The sequence below is a fragment of the Fulvitalea axinellae genome (assembly GCF_036492835.1).
GTDB classification, from domain to species: Bacteria; Bacteroidota; Bacteroidia; order Cytophagales; family Cyclobacteriaceae; genus Fulvitalea; species Fulvitalea axinellae.
This window is the reverse complement of record NZ_AP025314.1, coordinates 2,468,675-2,494,858: the sequence shown is the minus strand read 5'-3', so window position 1 is coordinate 2,494,858 and position 26,184 is coordinate 2,468,675. Positions and strand designations below refer to the sequence as shown.

The 26,184-nt window shown below is 42.4% G+C and carries 20 protein-coding genes; 10 read left to right on the top strand and 10 right to left on the bottom strand.

Annotated elements, in window-relative coordinates:
- Positions 1–526: 526 nt before the first annotated feature.
- The gene (locus tag AABK39_RS09545; protein WP_338391105.1) at positions 527–2,977 is read left to right on the top strand and encodes a hypothetical protein; all 2,451 of its coding nucleotides are present in this window, start codon (positions 527–529) and stop codon (positions 2,975–2,977) included.
- A 612-nt stretch (positions 2,978–3,589) separates the two neighbouring features.
- Here the strand turns inward: AABK39_RS09545 and AABK39_RS09540 are convergent.
- Positions 3,590–4,294, bottom strand: a complete 705-nt coding sequence (locus tag AABK39_RS09540) for a helix-turn-helix domain-containing protein (protein WP_338391104.1) — start codon at positions 4,292–4,294, stop codon at positions 3,590–3,592.
- 774 nt (positions 4,295–5,068) lie between these two features.
- On the opposite strand from AABK39_RS09540, the gene AABK39_RS09535 reads away from it, so the two are divergent.
- Complete coding sequence (locus AABK39_RS09535) at positions 5,069–5,635, top strand: hypothetical protein (protein ID WP_338391103.1); 567 nt, start codon at positions 5,069–5,071, stop codon at positions 5,633–5,635.
- 92 nt (positions 5,636–5,727) lie between these two features.
- Here AABK39_RS09535 and AABK39_RS09530 read toward each other — a convergent pair whose 3' ends face one another.
- The 3 genes from AABK39_RS09530 to AABK39_RS09520 form a co-directional block, all read right to left on the bottom strand.
- The gene (locus AABK39_RS09530) at positions 5,728–6,273 is read right to left on the bottom strand and encodes a hypothetical protein (RefSeq protein ID WP_338391102.1); all 546 of its coding nucleotides are present in this window, start codon (positions 6,271–6,273) and stop codon (positions 5,728–5,730) included.
- Positions 6,274–6,377: 104 nt separating this feature from the next.
- Positions 6,378–7,874: an IS5 family transposase gene (locus AABK39_RS09525; protein WP_338391085.1), complete on the bottom strand. Its 1,497-nt coding sequence runs from the start codon at positions 7,872–7,874 to the stop codon at positions 6,378–6,380.
- A 360-nt stretch (positions 7,875–8,234) separates the two neighbouring features.
- Entirely contained in the window at positions 8,235–9,908 is a 1,674-nt protein-coding gene (locus tag AABK39_RS09520; protein ID WP_338391101.1) for a hypothetical protein, read from the bottom strand.
- Positions 9,909–10,274: 366 nt separating this feature from the next.
- On the opposite strand from AABK39_RS09520, the gene AABK39_RS09515 reads away from it, so the two are divergent.
- From AABK39_RS09515 to AABK39_RS09495, 5 genes are all read left to right on the top strand, one after another.
- On the top strand, positions 10,275–11,966 hold the full coding sequence (locus AABK39_RS09515; protein WP_338391100.1) for a tetratricopeptide repeat-containing sensor histidine kinase: 1,692 nt from the start codon (positions 10,275–10,277) through the stop codon (positions 11,964–11,966).
- Positions 11,959–12,687: a LytR/AlgR family response regulator transcription factor gene (locus tag AABK39_RS09510; protein WP_338391099.1), complete on the top strand. Its 729-nt coding sequence runs from the start codon at positions 11,959–11,961 to the stop codon at positions 12,685–12,687. Before AABK39_RS09515 ends, AABK39_RS09510 begins: the two co-directional genes overlap by 8 nt.
- A 713-nt stretch (positions 12,688–13,400) precedes the next feature.
- The gene (locus AABK39_RS09505) at positions 13,401–13,640 is read left to right on the top strand and encodes a hypothetical protein (RefSeq protein ID WP_338391098.1); all 240 of its coding nucleotides are present in this window, start codon (positions 13,401–13,403) and stop codon (positions 13,638–13,640) included.
- 93 nt (positions 13,641–13,733) lie between these two features.
- Entirely contained in the window at positions 13,734–14,021 is a 288-nt protein-coding gene (locus AABK39_RS09500) for a hypothetical protein (protein WP_338391097.1), read from the top strand.
- A gap of 26 nt (positions 14,022–14,047) precedes the next feature.
- Entirely contained in the window at positions 14,048–14,512 is a 465-nt protein-coding gene (locus tag AABK39_RS09495) for a hypothetical protein (protein WP_338391096.1), read from the top strand.
- A gap of 43 nt (positions 14,513–14,555) precedes the next feature.
- On the opposite strand, the gene AABK39_RS09490 is transcribed toward AABK39_RS09495, so the two are convergent.
- Positions 14,556–14,888, bottom strand: a complete 333-nt coding sequence (locus AABK39_RS09490; RefSeq protein WP_338391095.1) for a cupin domain-containing protein — start codon at positions 14,886–14,888, stop codon at positions 14,556–14,558.
- A 228-nt stretch (positions 14,889–15,116) separates the two neighbouring features.
- On the opposite strand from AABK39_RS09490, the gene AABK39_RS09485 reads away from it, so the two are divergent.
- Entirely contained in the window at positions 15,117–15,989 is an 873-nt protein-coding gene (locus tag AABK39_RS09485; protein WP_338391094.1) for a helix-turn-helix domain-containing protein, read from the top strand.
- A 75-nt stretch (positions 15,990–16,064) separates the two neighbouring features.
- Here AABK39_RS09485 and AABK39_RS09480 read toward each other — a convergent pair whose 3' ends face one another.
- Positions 16,065–16,541: a macro domain-containing protein gene (locus AABK39_RS09480; RefSeq protein WP_338391093.1), complete on the bottom strand. Its 477-nt coding sequence runs from the start codon at positions 16,539–16,541 to the stop codon at positions 16,065–16,067.
- Between the two features lie 73 nt (positions 16,542–16,614).
- Positions 16,615–17,448 carry a leucine-rich repeat domain-containing protein gene (locus AABK39_RS09475; protein ID WP_338391092.1) on the bottom strand — a complete coding sequence of 278 codons (834 nt, stop codon included), beginning with the start codon at positions 17,446–17,448 and terminating at the stop codon, positions 16,615–16,617.
- A 202-nt stretch (positions 17,449–17,650) separates the two neighbouring features.
- On the opposite strand from AABK39_RS09475, the gene AABK39_RS09470 reads away from it, so the two are divergent.
- Both AABK39_RS09470 and AABK39_RS09465 read left to right on the top strand, forming a co-directional pair.
- Entirely contained in the window at positions 17,651–18,247 is a 597-nt protein-coding gene (locus AABK39_RS09470; protein ID WP_338391091.1) for a Crp/Fnr family transcriptional regulator, read from the top strand.
- A 65-nt stretch (positions 18,248–18,312) separates the two neighbouring features.
- Positions 18,313–18,885, top strand: coding sequence for an NAD(P)H-dependent oxidoreductase (locus tag AABK39_RS09465; protein WP_338391090.1), 573 nt, complete (start codon positions 18,313–18,315; stop codon positions 18,883–18,885).
- Between the two features lie 80 nt (positions 18,886–18,965).
- Here AABK39_RS09465 and AABK39_RS09460 read toward each other — a convergent pair whose 3' ends face one another.
- The 3 genes from AABK39_RS09460 to AABK39_RS09450 form a co-directional block, all read right to left on the bottom strand.
- On the bottom strand, positions 18,966–19,847 hold the full coding sequence (locus tag AABK39_RS09460) for a hypothetical protein (protein ID WP_338391089.1): 882 nt from the start codon (positions 19,845–19,847) through the stop codon (positions 18,966–18,968).
- Between the two features lie 244 nt (positions 19,848–20,091).
- Entirely contained in the window at positions 20,092–22,185 is a 2,094-nt protein-coding gene (locus AABK39_RS09455; RefSeq protein ID WP_338391088.1) for a hypothetical protein, read from the bottom strand.
- Between the two features lie 237 nt (positions 22,186–22,422).
- A complete protein-coding gene (locus tag AABK39_RS09450; RefSeq protein ID WP_338391087.1) occupies positions 22,423–25,911 on the bottom strand; it encodes a hypothetical protein in 3,489 nt (1,162 codons plus the stop codon).
- Between the last annotated feature and the right edge of the window lie 273 nt (positions 25,912–26,184).

Genomic DNA, 26,184 nt, shown 5'->3' with positions numbered 1-26,184 from the left:
CAGTCTTAAGAAAATTAAAAGGAGTGTGTCTGTCCGGGCTTGGCTGTACCCGTTGCGTATCCAATCTTTACGAAGCTTTGCACCCAAACGGACGAAAACCAAGCTTTCGAAAACCGGCAAAACATTACCGCTTAGTTATTCCAAAAATGATTTTTACGGCGGATTTGATTTTTTCCTATTACAAGGCCCTATTCCGACAAAACACTCACGTCGCCCAATCACACGCTGTTTTATAAAATCACAGGACGTGACATAACCGTATATCGTGTTTTTATCAAAACTATCCGTTTTGTGTTTTTCTATTTTCTTTATCACAAACTAATCCTATCCGCTTATCAAAAAAACCGCTTGATGTTCCGGTTTTCAGGATTTTCAAAACAGTATTACGCCCTTATTCACATAAATCCCAAAGGCTTCACCCCTATTCAAGAATTGATTGTCAATAAAAATCACTGAATCAAGTGTATTCCGCATTGAAGATTGTACGTAGCTTGCCAGCCAAAGTAAACTGAAACCTTTTTGTGATATGAAAGCCTATTTTGAATATATCGATATTTATAGACGACAATATAAATTTTGGAGCGCCAAAATAGAGCCTAGCCAAGAAGACGCACCCGATTTGAGCATAACCATAAAACATGGGCAGATTGGTTCCGAAGGAGAAAAACGGCGTGCGCGCGGGGACATGAAATTTTTCGAAAAACTAATACAGGAAGAATGCCGGGACAATCATTATTCACAGGTTTACTTTCACCCTACGGAAAGATACCCCGCACATAAAGGGGAACTGTCCGAAGCTTATCAAAACGGTATTTTTTCGCCCGCCACTAAGGTCACGGACCTTGTAAAAGAAATAAAAACAAACGGCTGGACCCAAGAGCGTTTCGATCAGGTAATGGCTTTGTACCTGGACACAAATGTACTGGCCAATGAAGAATACGAACAGCTGAAAATCTTAATCTGGGATAATGAAGGGGAAGCCTTAGAGCATATTATCGAATCGAAACGATATGCGTTTACATATTTCTGTTGTTATGCCGGCAGTCCTTTCCGCAAATGGTATATAAACAATTACCTGAATGACAACGAATCCATAAAAGGCTTTCTGGAATCCGAGTATTATCCCTATGAACTAGCCATTCGGGATTGTTACCTTTTTTCATCGGATAGCAAGAGACAATACTATTTAGAATCCGGCAAAGACGGCGAAACACCTCCCGAGTATAGGATATTATTTTTTCGATATCCACACCACCTGACTGTAAAGAGTCTGCCCATAGAGTTTCAGGCTTTTAGTGAGGCCAAAGGGCTTAACCTCTCGGGATACAGTTTCGAAAATTTCCCCTCCGTATTATTTCAACTCGAAAAGCTAGAGGAACTACAACTTTGTTATAGTGCCTTGAGCAGCATTCCCGAAGACATTTCCAAATGCAAATCACTGAAGACTCTCGACTTGCGTAATAGCAAAATCGAAACACTTCCGGGATCCATTAGCGCCATAGAGTCCTTGGAAAAAGTATTACTGGACCAAACGCCAATTGAAAAAATACCTGTCAATCAGTTTCTGAAGGATATGCGGGAGAAAAAAATGCCTAACGATCATCGCAAGATCTTTTTCAGTTTGCTGTTTAATCCCCTATCACCCGAAACCTCCAATGAATGCCGAGATATACTCTTCGAAGCGCTCAAATCGAAATTCGCTTTAATCCGAAACAACGCCATTTTGAGTATGGAACCCCTTTTCGGTAATGCCAACACTCCAAAACCAGGCGATTCGGTATTGATAGCCGGAAGCTTCGCCAATAAAACCGAAAAGAAGAAAGACCTGAAAGAAAAAGGCTATATAGTCAAAAGCAAAGTGGATAGTTCGCTGGATTATATTCTCGTAGGCGAAAAGCCGGGGCGTATCGGTATTGCGGGTTTTAAAGGAAAACTTATAAACGGCCTTCGCTTCTTCGAATCCATTAATAATTCGTTTCTTCAGGAAGCCTCGGAAATGGGCGAACATATGCGCCAACAAATACAAACATTATTGGATAGCAGTGACGAGACAAACCATATACTGGCGTTTAATATCCTGAAAAACGAAGGCGTAATAAAAGAGTTTTTCACGGAGATTTTCTTAGTTACTTTTTCTTCGAACAATGATGAGGTCCGTAAGGTAGGACGCACGCTAATAAAGGAACACGCCTCGCCCGCATTAAAAAAAAATATGGGGAACAAGCGTATAAACTTTATTCCCTATCGTAACGAAAAAGACCTCCAAAAAATGGTGGATATTTGTGGAGGAACGGAACTGGATATAGCGAAGCTTATTATGGGCTCAATATCTTTAAAGCGTCAGCGATTATACTATAGGCCGACTCCGGCTTATGCTTTAAAATATATACTGAAATATGGAAATAAGGAGCAAATAGAATTACTGCTCAATCAAGTACAGGAAGATGATTTTGACAATATAGAATTCCCTTTACCGGAGCCTCGCTATACCCAACGCCTATTAGAGACTCTTCAAGCTATGCCCGAAATAAAGGAAATATCGTTTTGGGGATCTTTTTCCGATTTTGAAAACGCGTTGCCTTACCTACAGCATATCGAAAAGTTTGAAATCAGGGCATTTGATTCAGATACAAAAGTAGTCACCATACCGGAGACAATAAGGTATATGCAAAAATTAAAGCGATTGATTTTTTCAAATGTATTTAACCGTTCAGACATGATTATTTCCGATAATATCAAACAGCTTAAACAACTCGAAATTTTGGTCGCGTTGAACTATAACGAAATCGAACTATCAGAGTGCATTTTGGAAATGGATAACTTAAAAATCTGCCTAATCGAAAACATGGAAAAACTAAAAAACACCAGCAACGCATTAAAACAAAGCAACAAATTAAAAACCGAAGAGGAATATCAAGAAATAATAAAAACTAAAAACATTTCGAGTCGTGACTTTTTTATGGGTATGATTTTCTGAAGTGAATAGGCATGAGAAAAGAAGCGAGGTATAACATCTGGATACTTTTCCAACTCATTCTCTTATTCACACGAACAAAATTATTCTTGTTTTACAATTCGCATTTCAATCAACTTCAAGGTTTAGCATATAATGACTTCTATGCGTTCCAAAAAACTAATTTCAGGCCTTTATTTTTCTTCCATATCCGTCTTGCTTTTGGATGGAAGAAAAATTTGTAGCCGTATTTAAAAGATTTTTTGGTTACTTTTTGATCTTTCAACTAGCGAAGCGTTCTCATGAACTCCTTTGAAAGAAAACAAGAGTGAATAAAAAGTAACACCGGGGCTTGCTAAGTGCAAAATGTCAGTGGTTTCGGGATTACAAATTTTAAATGCTGATATTTAAGTCAAAGTGCGCTCACCCTAAAACCAATCCGGCATACGTGAGCAAACGCAATTTTTTTCAAATTGTCAATATTTCCAAACTTGACCGAATCAACAGCAAAAAGGGGAAAGAAAAACGAAGACTAAGGCTAAATGCAGTCCGAAAATGACATTAAAAAAACACCGTCAGGATATACCGACAAGTATAATAAGCTCAAAAAGTAAAACAAGGCTTTAAGAGGGAGAATCAGGCCGCTTTTGGCAATAGCGGAACTTCCTCGCTATTAATTAAGGCGAGTGGCTTGATGAAGATAACAGCATGATTAGGGACCGAAATATGTAACGGCGGGGGCTTAGGTTTTCGTTCCGCCTCCACCCTGTTCAAATCCCAACGCATCAACGCAAAAAGTATTCGGTCTTTTAAGTAATGATACGGTTTGTCATTCCGTTCATATAAACTATATGCCCTCCGGCTTGGTGGCCAAGCTATTTCATTTTTTCGGCCTCTAATCCTCCACCCGCCCATAACTTTCCGGTATGGCAAACGATGCTTCCGCTTTTCGGTTTGGATATACCTTGGTCTGCGAAAAGGCAATTCACGATTATAGCTTTTGGTATCTGATAACCATAAAATCCAAGTACGGGGAGCAGGCAAAACCGAAAGAGCGTGATGCCGGAGACGGTTTTGATACAAACAGCGATCCGCCATAGCCGTAGCCAGCTTGCGCATTCGGTATAAAAGCTGGGCTAGCTTCGGATCATAAAAACCCATCGGGCTATTGCGCTTCAGCTCACGGCCAATGGTCGAGGGATGCACATTCAACAGCCCCGCTATTTCGTTCTGCCGAAGCCCCTGCCCCAAAGCCACGGCTAACCGCTTACGCAATTCGGCGTTCAGTTGCCGATGCTTGCGCGGTTTTCTTGGGAAAAACGGTTTTTCGGAAAACTCCATAAGTAAATGTTCGAAAAATAAATGGGTCAGGTTGGCGAATGTAAGAGAATCGATCAATCAGAAGTTTGATTGGTGCATTTTAAACTCTTTCTAATATGCATCTTGACTTATTTATCAGCATTAAAAATACGCTATCCCGAAACCACTGACATTTTGCACTTAGTATGCCCCGGTGTTACTTTTTATTCACTCTTGTTTTCTTTCAAAGGAGTTCATGAGAACGCTTCGCTAGTTGAAAGATCAAAAAGTAACCAAAAAATCTCTCAAATACGGCTACAAATTTTTCTTCCATCCAAAAGCATAACGGTTATGGAAGAAAAATAAAGGCCTGAGATTAGCTTCTTGGAGCGCATTGGACTCAATGATAGTCTAGACGCATGAAACGAATAAAACCAGAATAATTTTGTTCAAATGCATAGTATCAAAGAATCCTCGAAATACCTGTAGAATAAGCCAAACTTTGCAATAACAAGACAAGCTCCCACAAATATCAAATCGTCCCTCTCAAATATTTATCCCAAGCGAATATGGATTGACCGTAGCGTATCATTGCATTTTAAATCACCCGGACAAGGCTATTCAACCCATCGAATGATTACAAAACCCTATTTCCATTACATATTGATTCTTCTAAGTTGCGCTTCATGTACAAAAAGACGTATTCCTACCGACGCTGAATTAAACCGGCTTCTCGGCCCCGTAAAAACAGTGGTAATCACTTATGAAAACAAGCAAGGACAACTCGATACCACAAGGGTCCACAATCCCATAGAAATGCGATTCGACCATAAAGGAAATATCACTAACGAAATATCATACTTCGAAGGCGAAATCGATCATGAGTTTAGGTGGCATTATTCACCAAAAGGGCTTGCCAGCAGAAAGGAATATTTTAATGACGGTCGGCTAAAAGAAGTCTCTGTTTTTGAACATGAAGTGTCCGAGAATAATATAAAAAAACGAAGAGAGGTTCTCGTAGGAAGTCCTATTAAGGAAACTATTGAAACGACATTCGACAATCGCCTGATCAGGGTTGAATACTTTGCCGACCAAACCATCACAAAAGAAGAACAATATGTTTTTGACGACGAAATGAGACTTGTATCAGAAGAATGGCGCTCTTTTACCAAACGAGTAAATCCAACCCCTCGGGGCAAGGAACAATATGAGTACGATAGAGAAGGTATTTTAAGTCGTCAAACCACATTTGGTTTAGATGGAAAAATAGTAGGAATAGCAAGCCCCAAACTACTTAAATTCGACTCTCACGGCAATTGTACCGAAGAACTAGTTGGCGCCAACACCATTAAGAGAATGACTTTTTCATATTATAAGGACTAATACATTTTTTAAAAGTGTGCGGTTCAAATCCACACATACCATCTCCTCGAACCGCATACTTTTTTTGATATTCGTCTTAATTTCCCAAGAAGCTATTTTAGATTAATCACAAACCGGTGGGCTTGTAACAAGGGAGTCCGTTTATCGAATTCAAAATCAAAATAACGGGAATCGTCTTCGTCTATTTTTACTTTCAAAACGCTTCTTCCTATCTCCATTCCGGAAGCGTCAAAAGCTTTTAATTTCACTTTACCGTCAAACGCTTTTTCCGCAATCAGATAAACCGATACTTTTCTGGCCTTGACACTGTCCGATGAGCTGAAATCTTTACTTAATCGCCCCAGAGAAAACGTTTTCAGAAATACGCTATCCGCTTCTATATTCGCTTGGTTGATACTTTTGTCAAAACCGGAATTTACGCCTTTGATTATTTCCCCGACACCTTCCGTCGCAGTTTCAACGGCATCTTTACCATCGCTTTTCAAAGCCTCTCCCGCCCCTTTTATCAGTTTGGATTTAATCGCTATAAGCGCATTTCCCTCCTCTTCCGCTTTCTTTTTCTTTTCTTCAGTACTGAGGCAAGATGAAGTTGTTAAGGCAAAAGCCATCAGAACCAGGCTTGTTATTCTTTTTCTCATTTTTTGATTTTTGGTAAACCAATATTAAACCCCGAACCTTTCTGATCCTGAGATCACAGTCAGGCCTACGGGTTAGTTAGGGTTTACTGAAAAAGCCCAGAGGGCTACCCAGCTAGGATATTTTGCCAGACAGTCTTTTCCTGTTTCTTTTCGCCGTCTTGAAGCCATATCCCGTATTTCCAGCTCAAGAAAACAAGGTCAAAAAAGATTTCGCTCTGAAATCTTTTCAAGTTGGCCACGAAGAAAATGCAGGCGATCCATGAAAGCGAAGTGTCCGCTCTCCTTGCCTGTATTTTGTCCAATCCGTGTCCCCGTTTCACTTCCCCGAATTTTCCTTCCGCCCTGCTCCGGTGCCGTTGGTGAAGCGTCCGGTTTTCCTTGCGTTCCCTGATTTTTTCGGGACTTGAGGGAGGCCTTCCCAACGGGGAGCCCACGAATTCCACACCCGCGCCGGACATGGTCTGCCGGGCGTTCCTGTTTCCGTAAATCTTGTCCCCGACGAATTTGCCGAGCTTCATTTCCGGGTTTCTCTCCCCGAAACTGTCGATGTGCCCGCGGATCACTTCCGCGTCACCCTCGTAGTAAGCGTCCCATTGCGCCTTGTCCAGATAGGAATAGCCTTCGTGAAGGCTTACGGACAATTTGGCGCCGAACTCGGTGTCGCTTCCGTTTTTGCCCCGGACTATCGGCCGGACATGGGGCTGGAAGACGTTCACGATGCGGCCGTCCACCCTGTTGGCACCGGTCTCCAGCATGAGCGACTGTTGCCTGGCGATTTCGTGAAGCACCATCAGAATCTTCAAAAACCTGCTTTTTAGGCGTATAACGCCCTTGTTGGCCTCTATGAGGCTGTCGATATGCCGTAGGTTCCGTTCCAGATAATTCAGCTGTCGGCGTGCGCACACGCGCCAGAATTCGGCTCCTTTCCTCTTTTTTCTCGTCGCCCCGACATATTCCCTATGGGCTTTATCCCGGTAAGTCCGGGGCTTTTTGGATAAACCGGAATCCCTGGCGACGGGCCAAAGGAGGTCGATGATTTTCTCCGACTGCACCCTCGCCGTAGCCAACAGCCCAAGGTCCGTGGGGTATGGAATCTCTTGCGGCGCCACCGTCGCGTCGCAGGAGACAACCCGCTTGTCATCTTCGGCGTCCCCGGAATGCCCGTCTTTGGACCCTTCATCCCGATCGCCCTCCGCAATACGGATCCCCTCGTGTTGCAAAAGCGAACTCATCCTGTTAAAATCCCCGTACCCGAGCCGCTTGCGGACCGTCGTGAACAGCGAAGGGTCAAAGGCCTTTTCCGTGGTGAACGAGCCGAGTCCCACGAAATACTGGAGATACGGATTTTCTTTGATTTGTTCTATCGCCTCGGCGTCCGAAACGTTCAGCTTATGCTTCACGATCAGCGCGCCGATGACCAGCCGGGCCGGTTTGCACGGACTGCCCTTGCCCGTCGACATTTTCGATTCGTAGACCAAACCCAATTCCGCCCAGGGGATGGAGTTGGCCAACTTCACCCATCTGTTTTCCGGGTTAAGGCGCCCTATTTCCGGGTCCAAAAAACCTTCTATACTCAATTGCGAGGAACTTGTCTTGATCATAGGTGCAAGGGAAAAAATGCTCTCAGTCCTTTCTAAGGCCAATTTACGAATATTCCCTGTGCTTTGGAAAGGGAAACAAGCTACCTAATCCACTGATAATCTTGTGGTTTTTACTTTTTCAGTAAACCCTAGTTACTAAGCGTAATTCAAACAATACGCATGTTAAACATAGATTTACCTCAAAGGACGAGAAATAGAATATACAAGCACGAGTCCTGAACCGAACAGAGTAATATTCGTCAAGAATAAAGTTTTATTCGATCCGCTAATTACGAAAACGGACGGCCTTCGCTACACAACCGAATAAAACTATTCTTCCTTTACAATTAGCTTTTCCACCCTATATAAAGGCAAAGAATATCAGCCGTAATAATCTTCCAGAATATCACTGATTTTTTTGACCAAGGCCGAGTCCGGATAGCGGGATTCCAGTTCGGGAATCATTTCTGACTGACAGAAAACGTCGTGTTCCCAGTCCATATTCGCCAAATAAGCCTCCACCAAAGGCAAATAAGCTTCGTCCTTTTGCGCCAAGGCGTTCACGGCATAGGCTAGGGAGCGTGTTTCGGCATCATAACGGAACAGTTCGGAATCTTTTACCTTCAAAAAGGTGCGCACCAAAGCCTCGACCATCGGCGCGACGGTCTTCAAGCCGGCCGCTTTATTGAAAAAGGCTTCTTCATCCATCGTTTTGCCCTTGGCGTCGCATACCCGGAAAGCCAGATTAAGGCCATGTTCACTCGGGCTGAGGTTTTCTACGAATTCCGTCATCTTCTCCAAAGCCTCCACTACGGACGCCTGCTTGAAGTCCGCAACCTGAATCAAAGTCACGCCGAGGTTTTCAATCGCCAACTCGTCTTCGTCACGCATGCGTAGCTTGTCGGGCATCGCTGACTTGAGTCTTTTCGGAATTTCACCGTCTTCACCGTTTAATTCCTCTAGCTTAAATGGCATTCGGAAATACCTGAGGGAAGTTTGATCCTGCAACAAAAAGCCCTTGAACGGATCCAAACCTTCGATGCTCAGGTGAAGGCCCGGTTTATACTTAAGCTCCTCATCCGAATCACGGGTAGCCATCACAACTAAAGGCTCTGAAGCTTTGCCTTCGCCGTCGATTCGCACCAAAATACCGCCGTCAAAAACACACCACGAGTCTCCTTCCGAAGGTTCGATCCACACACTTTCCAACTTTCCATAAACCTTGGCCATCAGTTCATCATACTCTTCGGATCCAAACTCAGCCTCTTCCAGACTATCAACAAAGCGATCGACAAAACTTTGCAGGAATTCCAAGTCGGAATACGGGTAATCGAGCAGTTTGAAAACGCCACGGTCTTCAAATGTCTCCAGATCTATAAACTTCACACGGAAGGGAATGGTAATGCGCCCTTTGGCTTCTTTGTTCAAGCTCAGCTTTTCCCAATAAGGCATTAGGGCGAAGCCCTTTTCGGCATTGACAAAAGGACGGCGCACGTCTTCATCGGTACGCGGGGCGTCGGAAAGATTATGTTCGGCTACGGCTCCCGACTCCAAATCCAGTGTCAAATAACTATGCGCCCAGCATTCATTCTCTTCATGATAGTAATTATAATAGAAAAGCGGGTTCCCTTTGGCGTCAAGATCAAAGGCTTTGCTGTGCGTGAAGTTGTCCAACAATTCGAAAGACTTCACTTCCGAAAGATCATCGGCGCGCAGAATATGGAAAGAGGCGCTTTGGCCGTCTTCATCATGACAATAGAGGTACAATACACCTTGCTCCGGACGCATTTCGGCCCAAATCATCTCTTTATCCTCAAACTGTCGCTGGCCTATAAGCTTTTGCGAATCGATATCGTAGGCGTTAAGTACGTTTGCTCCGTTTGGAACGTAAAGGCGGTCTTCGAAAACAAATTCCTTGACGGATGTAAGATTGTTAAGGGCCAGTACCCAACAGCTTTCGTATACGTCGCGTCGTGTTTTGTGCTGTTTGAAAACGAGGATGTGGTGGGGCGCCATCTCGTTCTCTACTATCAACTTATATTTTTCAGTATTCATACTAACCTTGTAAAAGTAAAGCGAAAAATAACCAGGCTCAGAAAATCACTTTAGCCAGTGAAAAGCCCAGCCATTCCATTCATAAAACCAAAATTGGCAATACATTAACATAAGTCTACATGATTTATAAAAATACTTCTATATCAGTGGCATTTTTTCCTTTTGAAAAACAGCCATCACTCACAGAAAACACAAACTAAACAACGCCTTCTTCCAATATCTCTTCCATCTTGCCACCGCATCATCTAAACTAAAAGCATATGAATTAATACTAATCCAAGAATAACAATAGAAATCACGTCAGTATTTCCTGTATCCAAAAAAGATAAACAAATTTATATCTCATACATCAAAATTTTAAGTTACGTGAGATCAAACCTATTCCGATTCTTTATTTCAAGCCTTTTGCTCTTCATTCCAGAGATAGCGTTTTCCATTAACGAAAACGACAATATCCTGCGTTTGAAAAAAGAAAAGAAGCATGACTCGTTGGCGATGGCCCTTACGGAAAAACTAAACCGTGAGGAACTTAGCCTTAAAGAATATCATTGGTTAGGATTGGCGCACTATGAAAACTCCAACTATGTCAATGGCGCACTTTATGCGGAACGCCTTCTGCATTTGGCAAAACAAAAAGCCGATACCTCTTATATAATCGAGGCGTACCGGCTCTTATATATTAAAGACTTCCTGTTCAAACGCTATGACAAAAGCATAGAGACGATTCGGGAGAACCTTCCGTATTTCCGTAAAAAGGATTCGCTATTATGCGCTAGTGTCGAACTCGTATTGGGATTGGTATATTTTGAAAACGGCCAACTTGACTCGGCTTTCGCTGTTTACGACCGTATGGACCCCAGAGTATTTAAGGCGACTACTCTAGAGCTTGATTATTTCACGAATTACAGTCAATTTTTAGGTTATTCCGGGCAGTACGATTCCGCTATTTTCTATTTCAAAAAGAAAATCCCGATAGAAAAAAGAATGCGCTACCATAATGCGTTGGCAATGACGTATTCCGACATTTCCCACCTTTATATGGAAAAAGAGGAATGGGAAAAATGCCAAGCCTATATGGACTCAGCGATGGCAAGGGTTCCCGACGACCCGATAGCCACGGCCCATCCCGTGATTTACAAAAACAATTTTTTGATTTATAAGAAACTGGGAAAATTGGATGAGGCCTTGGAGGCTCTGGATTCCATAAACGCTTATAATCAACGGCTGTTTGACACTAATGTAGACCAAAAGGCCCAAATCCTTAACGACGCTTACCGAAGGGAAGTAGACCTTAAGCGGGAAGTAACCGTCAAAGGCGCCCAATTGGAAATTTCACAACGAAGAACTTTGTGGAGCGTTATAGGTGTTCTCGCCATGCTTTTGGTTCTGGTAATTATTTCCGGATTTTATATATATAGGCATAGCCAAAACAGGCAGCGCTATATCGGGATGAAACAACGCCTGATGCGCTCGCAAATGACGCCCCATTTTATTTTCAATTCCCTTTCCTCAATTCAGGGAATGATACTAAACGATGACAAGTCAAAGGCTGTGAATTATTTGGGCAAATTCTCAAAGTTGATGCGCCTTATCTTGGAGAACTCGAACAATCGGGTGGTACCGCTGGACAGGGAACTGATGGCCGTCGAGAATTATATGCAATTACAAAAAATGCGTTTCGAAAATCTATTCGATTTTACGCTTCGAATAGACGAAACGATTGATCCTGAAAATATCGAAATCCCGCCGATGCTGATCCAGCCTTTTGTGGAAAACGCCATTGAGCACGGTTTCCGTCATGTTGACAGAAAAGGATTACTCGATATTTCCCTAACATATAAAAATGATAACTTATTCTGCACCATACAGGATAACGGTTCCGGTATAAATCGAAAAAAACAATCGATAGAAAAACGTTCGCTATCCACTGGTATTACACGTGAAAGACTTGCGTTATTCGCAAAAGAATTTAATTGCAAAGGAGATCTGAAAATTGACAGTGATGATACCGGAACAACCGTAAACATTACCATCCCTCACCAGACACACTATGATTAAGACCATCATCGTCGAGGACGAGCAATATACCAGAAAAGGAATAATCAGTTTAGTCCAGCAACTCAACCCCGCTGTGGATTTTATCGCCGAATGCGCTTCGGTAGACGAAGCCAGCGTGTTGATCAAAGCTTGCAAACCGGACCTTGTGTTACTCGACATCAATTTGCAGGGCGGTTCCGGTTTTGATGTGTTAGACAATACGGAAGAGCTTGATTTTTCGGTTATTTTCATCACCGCTTATAATCAGCACGCCATCCGGGCGCTGAAGTGTGGCGCAATAGATTATATACTAAAACCTGTTGATCCGGACGAATTGCGAGACGCGCTCGAAAAGGTTTCGGCAGGAAAATATTCCACACGCAAACAGCTGGATATTTTCAAAGAACAACTCTCGGGTAACCAGAACCGTATCGTTCTCCGTTTACAGGAAAGTTATCAAATTATCGAACTCGCCGAATTAGTTTACTGCAAATCGGACGCAGGATATACGACATTTTTTCTTAATGACGGACGAAAGTTCATTGCGTCAAGGCCTTTGAAAGAATATGTCACCCAACTGCCCAATGACCGTTTTGTCAGAACGCACCAATCCTATATGGTTAACATCGATTATGTTGATCGTTATGACAAAACCCGTTTTGCATATTTGAAGGACGACACCCCTATTCCCGTTTCCATCCGGAAGCGAGAAGAATTCGTTAAGAAAGTATTCGAAGCTTAATCGCCTCATTCAGAAAAACAATTACCTTTTACTAATATGCGACCATAAAGGGCGGAAATTGGTTTGGCTTTCCAACTGATCACCGCTCTTTTACTTTTACGGACGAATACAAAACCAATAGCGTTTTGCTTTTTGGTTATAAAAATTATTCGTCCATGAATAGTCAAGAATTACAGAAACTATTGCTTCGAGGGCACGAACAGGATAAGAAATACACTTTCGTTCAATACGGTGTAAATCTCTTTCTCGCTTCCTTCTTTTTTTATTTCATGAGGCCCTATTTATATCGTTTTCTTGGGCCCGCTTTCGAATTCGAGCTTGGATCAAATGTCTTTCATCTGACTGATCTTCTTATTCCGGTTTTAGTGATAGGCATGGTAATCCATTTCTTTACCACCGTTTTAAATCGCCCGACGCATATTGCCGTATTCTGCTTGGAGGTCGAGAACGACCGTAAAGCCTCCTTCGTACAGCACGGTATCGAATATAAAGTTATCATTCGCTTACCCCGGGCAAGACGAATCAAAATGTGTCCCATCGATTACGTTCAGATATGTCTGGAAGGAGACAAAAAGGTATATCGTTTTCCTTTGGACTCCCCTATTCATACGAAAATCGAAAGAATGCTATGTCGCAAACCCCGAGCCCATGGTTATGTGGCATAAACCCTTTACCCTTTTTATTCGCATTGATATTTATCCATTATACTCGACATGAATTTAATCAAAGACAAACTTCCTCAAATTGGCGGCGGATTACTCTTGATGGGGCTAGCCTCCTCTATTCTCGCAATTTTCAATTACAATATCCGCCTTTTGATGTGGATTGACATCTGGGGAGCTGGCATCGGTTGGTTACTTAGGATTTTATTTATCGCAGCAGGCGCCGCTATCCTATTCTTTTTCAATGAAGATGAAGAAAACACTACGCAATCGTCAATAAATAGAGAGTAGCTTTCCTTATCCTATCGCACACTTACTCACGCTCAAGGACTCCCTTCGGGGAGTCCTTTCTAATGCCCCTACCGAAAAGCAATTCAATCAATAATGAGCTACGAACTAGTCGCCGAGAGTATTATGGAATATATCGAAAGTAGGATTCAAAAGCTTTTTCCAACTAACCAACATCACGAAGCCAAGCGATTGATCGAAAGTATACGAGCAGAACACGTCATGGATACAGGTTCATACAATTTATTCAATACAAGAATAGCCACTTTGGAACTCTCCAAAGGCAGTTTGGAGAGTTTACGCGAATTTGTGGATGAGGCTAAAAAAGACTTCCGTAACGTTATTTACTGGTATCTAAACCAAAGCGACAAAACACAAGGCTAAGAGTGTAAAGCAAAAAAGAACGTTCCATGATTGTATATTTATCCGATTTTATTCGAACCGGAGTTTTCGGCAAAATTAGATTAGGCTTGCGCAAAGACGAAATCGAAGCCCTAGGATTAACACCTGATATGTGGCTAAATAAGATGAATAAAGAAACATCACCGATTTGGCGATATGGAAATCTAGAATTGCATTTTGACGATAGGAAGCATCTTTCCGGTATCTTCAATGATTACATTCATGATATACAAGGCGGAAATCGAATCACAATCGTTAACCATTGGAAAAAGGTTCCCACATTAAGCGATATTTTGGAAGAATTGAACCGAATAGAAAAGGATTACACAAAACAAACCAACGAATACGGAACTATCACTTTAGAATTGCTGAACCGGGTATACTTCATGTTTGAGAGCGAACAGGAAAACACCGTGGAAACAAAAAAGGAAGATCCAAACCTATACTCTTTAGTAGCCTTTGGAACCAAATAACAAAAACTCAGCATTGTTCCTGTCCCCTCTATTGAGCTAGATATTACTCTTTTATTTTATATCGGTCAATCTGGTCGAAAAAAGTCAAATCCTTATACCCCGCACTAATTTTTGCGGAATGAACCTGATCTTTTTCAATATAATAGGAATCGCCTTTCTTCAGCAGTTTTGTTTTTCCCTCGATAGTCAATTCTATTTCGCCGTCAAGAACGACACCCCATTGGGCATTATGGGAATGTGGAGGAACTATAGCCTCTTGCTCAAATTCCATAAAAATTAATTGCCGTTCACCGGCTTGTATCAAACGAGAAACCACGCCCGGCAACGGTATTTCCGCTTCGGGAAATAGTGATAACAATGGGTTTTCTTCAATCATATCTTTTTCTCAATTTTAAATCGCTTGTCTTTAAGCATATATTTTAGGCAAAACTACATAGAGTCTTTTTCAAAAAATTGTATAATCTTGCTACCCTATCAATTTTTGATATTGCTATGGTGTGATACTCAGTAAACGACGGAAGTTTCTTATAAAGTGGCTCTGGTCATAAAATCCGGCATCATAGCCTACATCAAATTTAGCTTTCACCTTACCTGCAATTTAGGAATGAAATATATAGAATTCGACAAAACCCTCTGCAACGTTCTATTTCTGATGAACGTTATTGATTTGCAATCGGAGTGCGCTATGGAAATGACAACCGAAACGCAATCAGCGGGATTCTTTCAGATATATTTCATTAAAAATGCGGACGGCTTTCTAAAATTGAATGATGCGACCATAACACTAAAACCAAATACCTTTATATTCATTTCCCAAAACCAAAATTATTCTTGGCATGTAAACCCTTCTAGCTTTGAAGGAAGACTTTTGGTTTTTCAGGAAGATTTTCTAAATGATTTTTTCTCAGATCAATATTTTATTTATCGACTATTGTTCTTTTATCAACCTGATTTCCCTTTATTCTTCACCTCAACCGAGTCTTTTTTTAATGACACACTCCTAAAGCTGAAGGAAATAAGACAAGAGATTTTACATACCAAAAGCGATAGCGCCCATCTTATCCGCTCTATTCTTTATTATATATTGATTAACCTTAATCGTAAATACTCCGAAGTAAACGAAATTGGAAACGCAATCGCTTTGGACAATACAGCGTACCAATTCCGAAAATTGGTGGAAGAGCATATAAGTACCAACCACAAGGTAGACGATTACGCTTCGATGATGAAGCTCAGCAGAATAACGATAAATAAGGCCGTAAAATCTCAGTTCAATTTAACGGCTACGGATTTTATAAAATCAAGGCTTCTGTTTGAAATAAAAATGGAGCTTATTCATACCAATAAGACTGTCAGCGAGATAGCTCATAAGTTCAATTTTTCGGAAGTCCAGCATATCCACCGATTTTTTAAGCAAAAAACAGATATGTCCCCTTTAGAGTACAGACAGAATTATCAAAATGGGACTCCATCGTAAGGTGTGATAAAACCAATGATGGAAAACTCATTTGCCGTCTAGTATTTTCTTATTTCATTCGGAAACAAAACACTATCAATCAAAATCATAAACAGTAACCTGAATATCCTGAGCCAGTAACGTTTTTTCGATAAGCGGTTCTATCTGGTTCCATTTACCGCCCGCCAAGCCACAACCGATTCTTGGCATATGTACCGAGGCTTCATTCTCTATAGCGAATAAAGCGACTTTCTCTAATCCCGCTTCAATCGCTTCATAACGAACAGGAACTCCTTTGCTTCCTGTCTTTATCCCTTGTTGCCCGATTAGATTGACTATATGAATATATTTCTCAACCTGAACGATTTGAACATTTCCCAACTCGAAATCATTCTTCGCCCTTTCCCTGTGCCACTTTCTGTAATTAGCTTCGGGCTCTTTCCATCTTTTGGAAATAGCCAAGACAAAGCCTTTCCCCCAGCCTCCGATGTTATTGCAGATATGTACAATTACTTTTACACCTTTACCTTGGGGCGAAGTAGCGTCGCCTTTTATATATTTAATCTCTTCCATAATTTCTCATCCTCATTTTCAACTCTTGTCATTACTCCAAATCGGCACCAATGGCTTTTTAAACTTTAGGCCATTATTGGCATGAAGGAGCCAATACCTGATAAGATGACTTTTCAACAGTTGGGATATTTTGATTATCTCGAATTTTCACACAAGTCAAATCAGGGTTTCTGTCAACCCGGAGAAAATCCAATGAAACCAAAAAACTAACATCCAATACCTTAAGGGAGTTACTGGAAATATAAAGTGTCTTTACCCCTATATTTTTCTCTAATGAAACACTTTCCAGCTTATTGTCAGACAAGATTATTGTCTCCAGCTGTGTATTTGCGCTCAAATCCAAAGCTGATATTTTATTCGATACCGCATAAATAGCTTTGAGCTTTTGAGAACCGCTTACGTCCAATTCCTCCAATTGATTATCCCTGACATAAATTTCTTCCAGTTCAGGGTTGTCTATCTTTAGCTCTGTAAGATCGTTATAAGAAACATTCAACCACCTCAAGCTCTTTAACTCTCCCAACCCTTTGACAGACAAAAGATTATTCCCATCAAGATTCAGTTTTATTAATTTTTTGTTATGGCTAAAATCAATCTCGTCTATAAAATTCCCGGTTACTGATAAGGTATCTAAATTGACAAAACCCTCTATACCCGCAAGGTCTTTAATCGAATTCCCTTGAGTGGAATTAAGTTCTAGATGTGTGATTTTTTCAGCGTCTGACCGCAGTATCTTTTTGTTGACTACTTTGTCGGAATCTATCCCCGACTCAATCAATAATTCTTCAAATCTGGAATCTGGAATTTCAATAAACAGGTTCGCGCTTTCTTCATCATCATTTTTAGCGCATGACAATAGAATAGTGCTTAAACAAAAGACAAAAAAAATAAGCTGAAAATATCGCATAGTGGTTTTAGAAAGAAAATTAAGATTTGACTTGTTGATTTTAATGTAAAAGTATAAAAAATCATCCAGTATATGACAAAATCAAAAACCAAACTATGTCCCTGCATCTTTCGGGCCATATAACGGCCAAAAAGTTCGGCTTAGTTTGACAGTTCACCGTATACAAAAAATTAGCTACAAAAACTGAGAATACGATTTGGTTATGGAATGTTATAAAGAATGTTACAATGGATTAAGATCTCAATTTCTGCACAGTATTGCCTCTTTGAACCTAAGCGAGAAAAAGCATCTAGTAAATTCCATCAGTGAAATCACCGTAAATAAGTCCGAAATATTGGTGGAGGCCGGCAAAGTGTCCGATAAACTGTTTTATGTCGAATCGGGACTTCTACGCACTTTTCATATCGATGACAATGGAAGTGAAAGCACAAGTAATTTTGCGATTGAGGGGGATTTCTTTGGGGTTTATGAGAGTTTTTACGGCAACATCACTTCGACAGAATCCATTCAGGCCGTATTTAACTCGAAAGTGAAAATCATTCACAAGTCAGCGATTGAGGCTTTATACGAAAAAGGCGAAGTATGGCAAGTATTGGGCCGTCGTTTTGTAGAATTCATGTTTATCGACTCACAATGGCGTTTATCCACTTTTCAGCGCTTGGACGCCAAACAACGTTACCAACTTATCATCGAAGCTTGTCCTCTTTATGCGCAACGTATTCCGCAACAATACTTGGCGACATACCTGGGCATAACCCCAAGACACCTGACCCGATTGCGGAGCGAAATTCGATTTTAGGACATTTGTCCTCTAAAGGGAGTTAACTGTCGGCTTACTTTTGTCGGGTACAAATTAATATCACTATGAATATTCTAATCGTTAATAATCACCCCGACAAAGAAAGTTTCAATGTTGCGATTGCCTCCGCATTTGAAAACGAAGCGAAATTGGCTGGCCATACAGTCAATACACTAAATATTACCGACCTTGATTTCGACCCAAACCTTCGTTTCGGATACCGTAAGCGAACGACTCTTGAGCCTGACCTTATCAAAGCCCAAGACATGATTCGTAAAGCCTCCCATATTATTTGGATATATCCTGTTTGGTGGGGAGGGCTTCCCGCTTTGGCGAAAGGCTTTATGGACAGAGCTTTTTTACCAGGATTCGCTTGGGAATTGACCGAATCCGACGAGCCTGTCGGATTATTAAAAGGCAAGACTGCGCAAGTAATCACAACTATGGACGCCGATATCGAAGAATACCAAAACCTACAGAACCAGAATATAAACACCAATTTGGAATTTATTGGATTGGAAGTGGTAAAAAACACAAACTTCGCCCCTACGTCCAGTGCTTCAACCGAGCAAATAAACCTTTGGCTGAACGAAGTGAAAACACTGGCTCAAGAAATCGGAAAAGCGGTAAAAGTTTAAGCACTCGAAATAGCGTAAGGAAACTGTTCCTTGCGCTATTTTTATATAAAACTCATCTAATGCAACAGCTTCAATTAGGGTTAATCGGGAAGAAACAGAAACTTCTTCACATTCCCACGACCATAAACATCCAAGTCCTCTTCTGACATCTTAAATTGACAGGCCTTTACTTTACCCCAAAAGGGTGCGGAAAATAATACACTATCTCCAATATCTAAACGAATCCGAAGCTCCGTTTCGTTTCCTTCCGTATATCGGTTCATCCCCACTATCGCAAACTCTCCTGGTGCTAGCGACTGATGCCAATAGCTATTTCCACATTTGCTATTCAACCAATACTCGATTGGACGCCAGACACCATTTTTATCTTTGGCTTCCTGAATCATTCTAAACGAACCATCCTGAACCAGAACGTCAACTGTATCAATTCCTTCATTTACCACATATACAGGGTTTGCCCTGACCCTTTCGGCCTGCCTAGATTCCCATTCCTCACGTTCTTTCAAAATCCGTTTGATTGCTATACTATCGGATGGCGCTTTTTGATCAACATTTACCGTTTCTTCAATGATTGAATCCTCCTCAAATTCATCTAACTCTATTGAACTCTCGATCTCTTTAACAACCAATCCCACTGAAGAAAATGGCTGTGGGGGCGGAAGATGCCTTCCCGGACGCAAATACAATGTTTGGCTTACATCCACATAAACTCTTATTGATGAGGCTAGAGAATCTGAGTTCAATTTCTTCTCATTAGAAAAATCCCAACGGGCTAATTGAAGCGTATCCAAACCCACTTCTTCAGGCAAAAAGATCTCGCTATTTGACCTCAACATACTTTCCGGTTTTAACGGTCGCACATGTTCAGGAGCTTTAACTTGAAGTTTCGGAAAATTAATGGCATTAGGACTTGAACAGGAAAAGTAAATAAACATCGAAATAAAAATGAAAAGATAGCGCATTATAGATCAAAATAAAGTCAGGCTTGAGGTAACACTTGGGTTATAATATACGACAAAGCCCCCAATAAACTAACTATTTAGGTTTACTGTTTTTATCATAACCTTTTCTCCATAAAAAATAGAGACAAGGCAAGCCCTGTCTCTATATCATGTAATGGTTTGGTTTAGTTGTCACGATGTCTCACGACATTCGCTATTTTATGCAAAAAAGATATTATTCCATTTCCAATATTCGTCCAACCTATTATTTAGCAGATACCTTAAGGTCGCTTACGCTCATTGTTCCGATATTGTATCTTTTATTGTCTACCACTCCGAACTTGTCTTTGAAACGTTTCGATTGGTTTTCAAACATAAACACCAATCGTACCTTATCCGTGGAAATATTAGTTTCGAGAACCCTATCTTGGAACAACTCATATTTCAATGGTTCCAATTCTGTCATACGGTCTACTTTAAAGCTAGACCAAACATCGTTTTCCTCATTCAACGATTGGTTCAGTGTCTGATAATTATCCGCCTTTGCGGTTTCGTATTCACTTTCCGGCACTACATAAACCTGAATCCACTGGTACGGCTCCGGAATATATTTATCGGCAATCGCCCCAACGAATTTGTTACAGTTAAAGTCCATATAGGCGGTAAAGGACATCTTTAGTTTATTGAATCCCTGAACGTCAATCGCTTCCGAGGCAACGATATGGCGACTGTCGTTCAATACCGTCAGCTTTGTGCCCTGCGCCGTAAGTACCAAACTTGGTCCCAGCGGAACGGTCGGCTGTTCAGATTTGGCGTTTCTTGGCGTAGCCGAAATATGTTTGGCCTGCCACCAAAGTTTATCTTCCGCCAGTACGTAACCGTCTGGCAAATCGATAATCGACACTTCCATATTTCCTGATTTGAAATTCGCTCCCTCCCCTATATGTTCCGGCTGTCCGTAATTTACTTTCGCTTTCTCATCGGCCAGTTCGGGCAGTGTCATCGTAAACAAATCGGTGAATTCTACGTCGGCTTTGGTTTCGGTGGAAACTGTAAGCGTAGAAACCTGCATCACGCTTTCGCCCCTGGCCAATGTTATAGTCAACGCGATAGTTTCCGCATCCGCGAACGTCTTGGTCAGGTCCGGACGAATAAGGTTTCCGTCAGCCATAAAGCGGTTATCGCTGAGCGTTATCGTCGCATCATCCGGCATATTGAGGTCTCCGAGAATAGTTGTCAAACGTGGCAACCATGATACGCCGTCTTGCTTAACCGGAAGTGTTTCTTCGGTAGCCGTAAGTTCGAAAGCGGCCCGTTTTACTGCCAAGGTCAATGTGGCTAATCCCGGATTTTCGCTACCCTCTATACTTGCGCGGAGTGTAAGTTCGTAAGCGTCTTCGGTTAGCAACGCGCCTTCTTTGGCTTTCAATTCGATCTTTCCTTCTGTCTCAACCATTTCGAAAAGCGGATGCTCTTCACCGTCACCTCCCAACACGGTCAAAGCCGAGTAGCCAACAGCATTGATCGAAAGCCCTTCGCCTACGCCCGGCGCTATGCCTTCCTTGTTTGTCCAGATATGCGGCTCGGTGGGGTCTACCGAAATTTCAGGATCACCAAGCTCTTCAATAATCAGTTTCAATTTCGCCGATCCGTCGAGGTGCTCGGCCAAGCGCGCCGTAAACGTGATGTCATATTCTCCCGGCTCATAAGCTTTGTCAGCTACCGGCACATAACGCCCTTCTTCGTCAAGAGCCAAAAGTCCGTCTGGCTCTACGGTAATGGCCGCGCCTTTTTCGTTTGTCAGGGCAATCGGCACCCAAATGCTGGTAATCGGTAATTTTGATGTAGGGTTCACCATCAATTTGGCCTCCGTAGCGCTTAGGCTAATGTTCGCTTTCAGAGGGTCCAAAATTTCCAATTCAATAGCATTATTAAGCGTAAAACTCCCGATTTCGTTGGTTACCGTCACGCCCACTTTGTATTCTCCCACTTCCAAAACGTTCGCTTCGATGGAGATCGTGCCAGTCATCGGGTCCAGTCGAAGCAAAGAGATATCGATATCCTCCTCGCGCGGAGTGGTCTCCTCTTCGCCTTCCTCGTTTTCGGGCAACGTCTTGGTTACCTTATCTATCGCAAAGCTAAAAGTCCCTTGTCCGAACACTTGCGGTTCGGGAGAAGTCCAATCCTTGTTTTGCTCAACGGCCTCGACATAATCCGTATATCTCAACCCGCCAGGCGCCACCATAGTCTCGTCCTCATCATCATTGCAGGAAGCCAGAAAAACGCCCCCAACCAAAAATGCCAGCCATATGCGAATGCATGACCGGAAAAAATTCTCCAGGTTAGTAATATTTCTCATAGATGATTTATGTTGTTTGGTCAAAAGTCCCGTAAAGTCGGCGCGCCTTTCGCCCGCCTACTACTACCATCTCGTAGCAACATCAGGTTACCCTGACAAAAATCGATTGTTATTTGATATTCGGTGTTTGATAAACGCTTGGACTCCGCCCTTTGCGCCTAAGCCTCATCTTGAATACGAAAAGCGCAAAAAGGGAAACCCTCCTGCGCTTTTATGCAATACTTGGATACGTGTTTCTTATTGCTCCATCTTCCCTAAGTCTTCCCTTAGTTCCGATTTATCCATATACTCGGCGTCATACACCAACGTTTGTCCCGCCAAATTCTCCAGCGTCGCTTTAAAAGGCCGTTTTCCTCTGGCTTGTGAAATAGGATAAAACGGGCTCGACCTTCTTTTGAAATCCTCAAAACGTAATAGCCAGAACTCCGGTGTTAGCCCCGCTTTTTCGAACGCTTCGGTATTAGCCAATTGCGGATTGCCAGCAACACTTACTTTCCGAACGCCCCAGCCCAGTACGGTTTCGCGCAACGTCGCCAATTCTTTCGGTTGGGCTTTTTTGGAATGCTCCAATACCAAGGAGATTCCGTGTTTTTTGGCCAATCCGCAGAACTCCTCAAAACCGGCCATTCCTTTTTTGAAAAACTTATCCGTAGGCACTATCGCCGATTCCACACCCGCCGATTTCATTTTCCGCATTACGTCTTCGCTCATTGACAGGCCTTTATCGTAAGTAACTCCCCATTCTTTTTCGAAAACCACTTGGCGATAACCATCCACAAACGGTCGGAAATCGACAATCGTTTTACGAAGGTTTTTATTATTCGATGCAAAATCCGATACGAATTTACCCTCCGACATTTCGAACACAAGACGGGCGTTCAAAAGAATCCCGTCCAATTCCCCCGCTTTCGCCAATTCCAAATCCGATACGGTACGGACGGTCAAATAGCGTTTTTCTTTTTTGCCTAATAAGTTCGCTTTCGCTGAATATTTGTTTTCCGGTTTTTCTCCGGCCAATGAAGCCTTCTGATAAGGATTCGCTTCCCATACGGCCAAATAATCGCCAAAAACCTGATCCCAATTAGCGTATTCAAGAGTCAAAACTTGCAAAGCGCCCATATTCGGCTTTTTCAATTTTTCGATAAGATCAACTCCACCGCTTTTCTCCGTATGAAGTTTCCGGCCAAACTTATCCGCTGCTTTACCCAACGTTTTCGTACGCTTATTCACCAGCCAATCATCGGCCAAATCCAACGATTTCGTTTTTTCCATAGCGCTCAAAACAGCCTTTTCATCAGCGTTTCGGGCGTCTATTACAAAACGAACACGTTTTCTATTAAACCACTTGGCGTTTTCTTCCAACGCGCCTTGGTTTACGGCTCGCAAATCTTCCAAATCGATTTTCACTCCATCGAAATAAGTAAAAAACGAAGGATAGCAGAGAATCCTTTCCTTGAGCTCCACCATACTTTTCATTGCCAAAAAGCGTCCGTTTCCACGATTTACCGGATGGCGCTCCGGAAGAACATCCAACTTCGACGATTCCTTTATTTTAACCTTAAAAATCCGAACGTTATAACCGGAAATCTCTTTGTCCGTATCTTTTCCGATATCGTATTTCTCAAAACCTCTCGGATAAAAACCTTTTATATTTTTCAATTCGGCATCGGCCAAATCAGCTTCTTTAATCGATTGGATCTCACCGATATTCGAACGGATTTCGAAAGGGGCTTTAGTCAGGCTATTATTAAAAATCGCCAATGTGTAAATACCCTTTTCATTTCGGTTACAAACCAATCCCAGATTTTCGCCGACCTCAAAAGGCATTACGGCTTTGGCCTGTTCGCCAATTATACGTTCCAAATGCGCGGGCATATAATACGGCCGGCCTAGCCCTTCCGGATACATTTTATTCGGATCGTCTTTCCACGAGAAGTTTTCCTTTTTACTGGTTATTCCGGCAGGCACCAAAGAAACGATAATTTTCCCTTTCCCTATTTCTTTTTCAAAGGCCAATATTTTATCCGCTGTCCGGGCAATCGCCTTACTGTTTTCCGGCAAGTTCCTGATTTTCAGACTTTGGAAAACCCTGGTTTCCTCCACTCGGTTTCCTTTTACCGTCACGGCCGTTCCAACCTGATTCTTTTCGGATTTTTCGGAAATACCCCATTCCGGGAACAGCTTCCGGGCGTTGTCGCCAGTCACTACAAAGCGCCCACCTGCTTTTACATATTCCAAGATCTTATGACGCTGATATTCCAAATCGTATTTCAATTCGCCAGCGACTACCATCAAAGCGTAACGGTCCAAAACTTCCTGTTCGGCATCGCTGAAAATGGCGTCCACGTTATCGCCATAAGGCGTGGCGGTCATCCCGAAGCTAACGTTTTTATATAACCCCACATTGCGGTAACCGGGATAGAACATAGAAAACAGGTTATCGGTGAAATAATCGCCGGCCCCATACGGAATGTTTGTCCAGACCCTCATCGCTTTTTTGCGCGAATCGGGCGTGCGCCATCCGTTAAAGAAATCCATATAAAAGGCCACGGGCGTTATCTGGTTTCCCGGATGCGGATTCTTCTCCACAAACTCCCGTACAGAACGCACTTGCTCCCCAATAGGCGAAAGTTTCGAAGGCATATTTTTAATATCCTTCCCGTTTTCGTCAGCCACTTGGTAGTTATTGTAATACGCGCCCGGCTCATAGTTCATCACCACGCCGTTATACATATAATTACTGTACATCAATCGGCGGAAAAGACTTAATGACGAACCGCGATCGCTGGAAGTCTGGAAATACATCCGCAAAGCTTTGTAAGCCGGAACGGTGGTCGGATAATGCTTGGGATCGGGAATCAATTCGCCGTAGGCTTTTATGATTTCACGCTTTGCCCAATGAATGTTTTCGGGCGAATGGAAGCTCATTCCGCCGTGTGGCGTAGTTGTGGAAAATCCCATTCCCAACAAAATACCGTATTGCTTGGAGGCACCACGCAAAAAGACATAATGAACCAATGGATTCACTTTTCCCCTATAAAAAGTCTGCGCTTCGGCGATAGTGGCCGTGCCTTCTTTCATCAAATAATGTGAAGTCCCTTCGTTTACGTGCAACACCACCCTATTTCCGATATGGTTGCCGTAATGTTCGAAATAACGCTGATAATCCAGATACTGACGCCTATGGTCACGCGACATCGGCGATATGTAACCGGGCGAAAGGTTCAGGTAGCTGGCGTCACTTTCGCCAAACTGCAAACCGAGAAACCGCGGACCGGCCAAATCGTAGAACTTTTCCGAAATATCGGAATACGATCCCGCTATATGCGCGCGCTCGTTATAGTTTTGATGAGCCACTTTCGGCGTCCGGAATATTTTATATCCCGCCAACTTAAATGTATTATCGCTGTTTCTCACCGACTTGGCATATTTCAGATGTTTCGGCTTCAGTCCGTCAGCGAATATTTTTTCTTCCAAACGAACGGAACTGCCACCCGTACGGTCGTAGCCCGGCAAAAAAGACCTTCTGTCGAAAGCCTTATGCTGAAACTGCATCCGGTCGGAAAAAAGATCGCGGGTAGCCGGCAAAGACGGACGCCGTTCGTTAATCGGATAATCTTGGGGATTCACCCTATATGGATAAATTCTGATGGGTTGGGAATCGTCTTGCGCTTGCGCCACAAAGCATCCGCACATCAATAACAGGAAAGCTAAAGCTCGTCTCATACGTTTTCCTTTTCAGTAAAAAATTATTGGCCCCTGCGCCGGAAATCGAAAAAAGGGCGCTTGCCATGCCTCAAAGTTGCTCATTAATTCTGTGAGGATATGATTCATTTTGGCTCAAAAAAAGCGCTTCCGGTTGATTTTTTTCACCCGAAACAAGAAAATAAACTTCAGGCCATGTACAAATATACTTTTTAACTATTGAGCTAAAACATAAACACATATTCATGTAAGGGTAAAGTAAAATCCGCCCGAGCACATTGTGGGAAGCCCCCA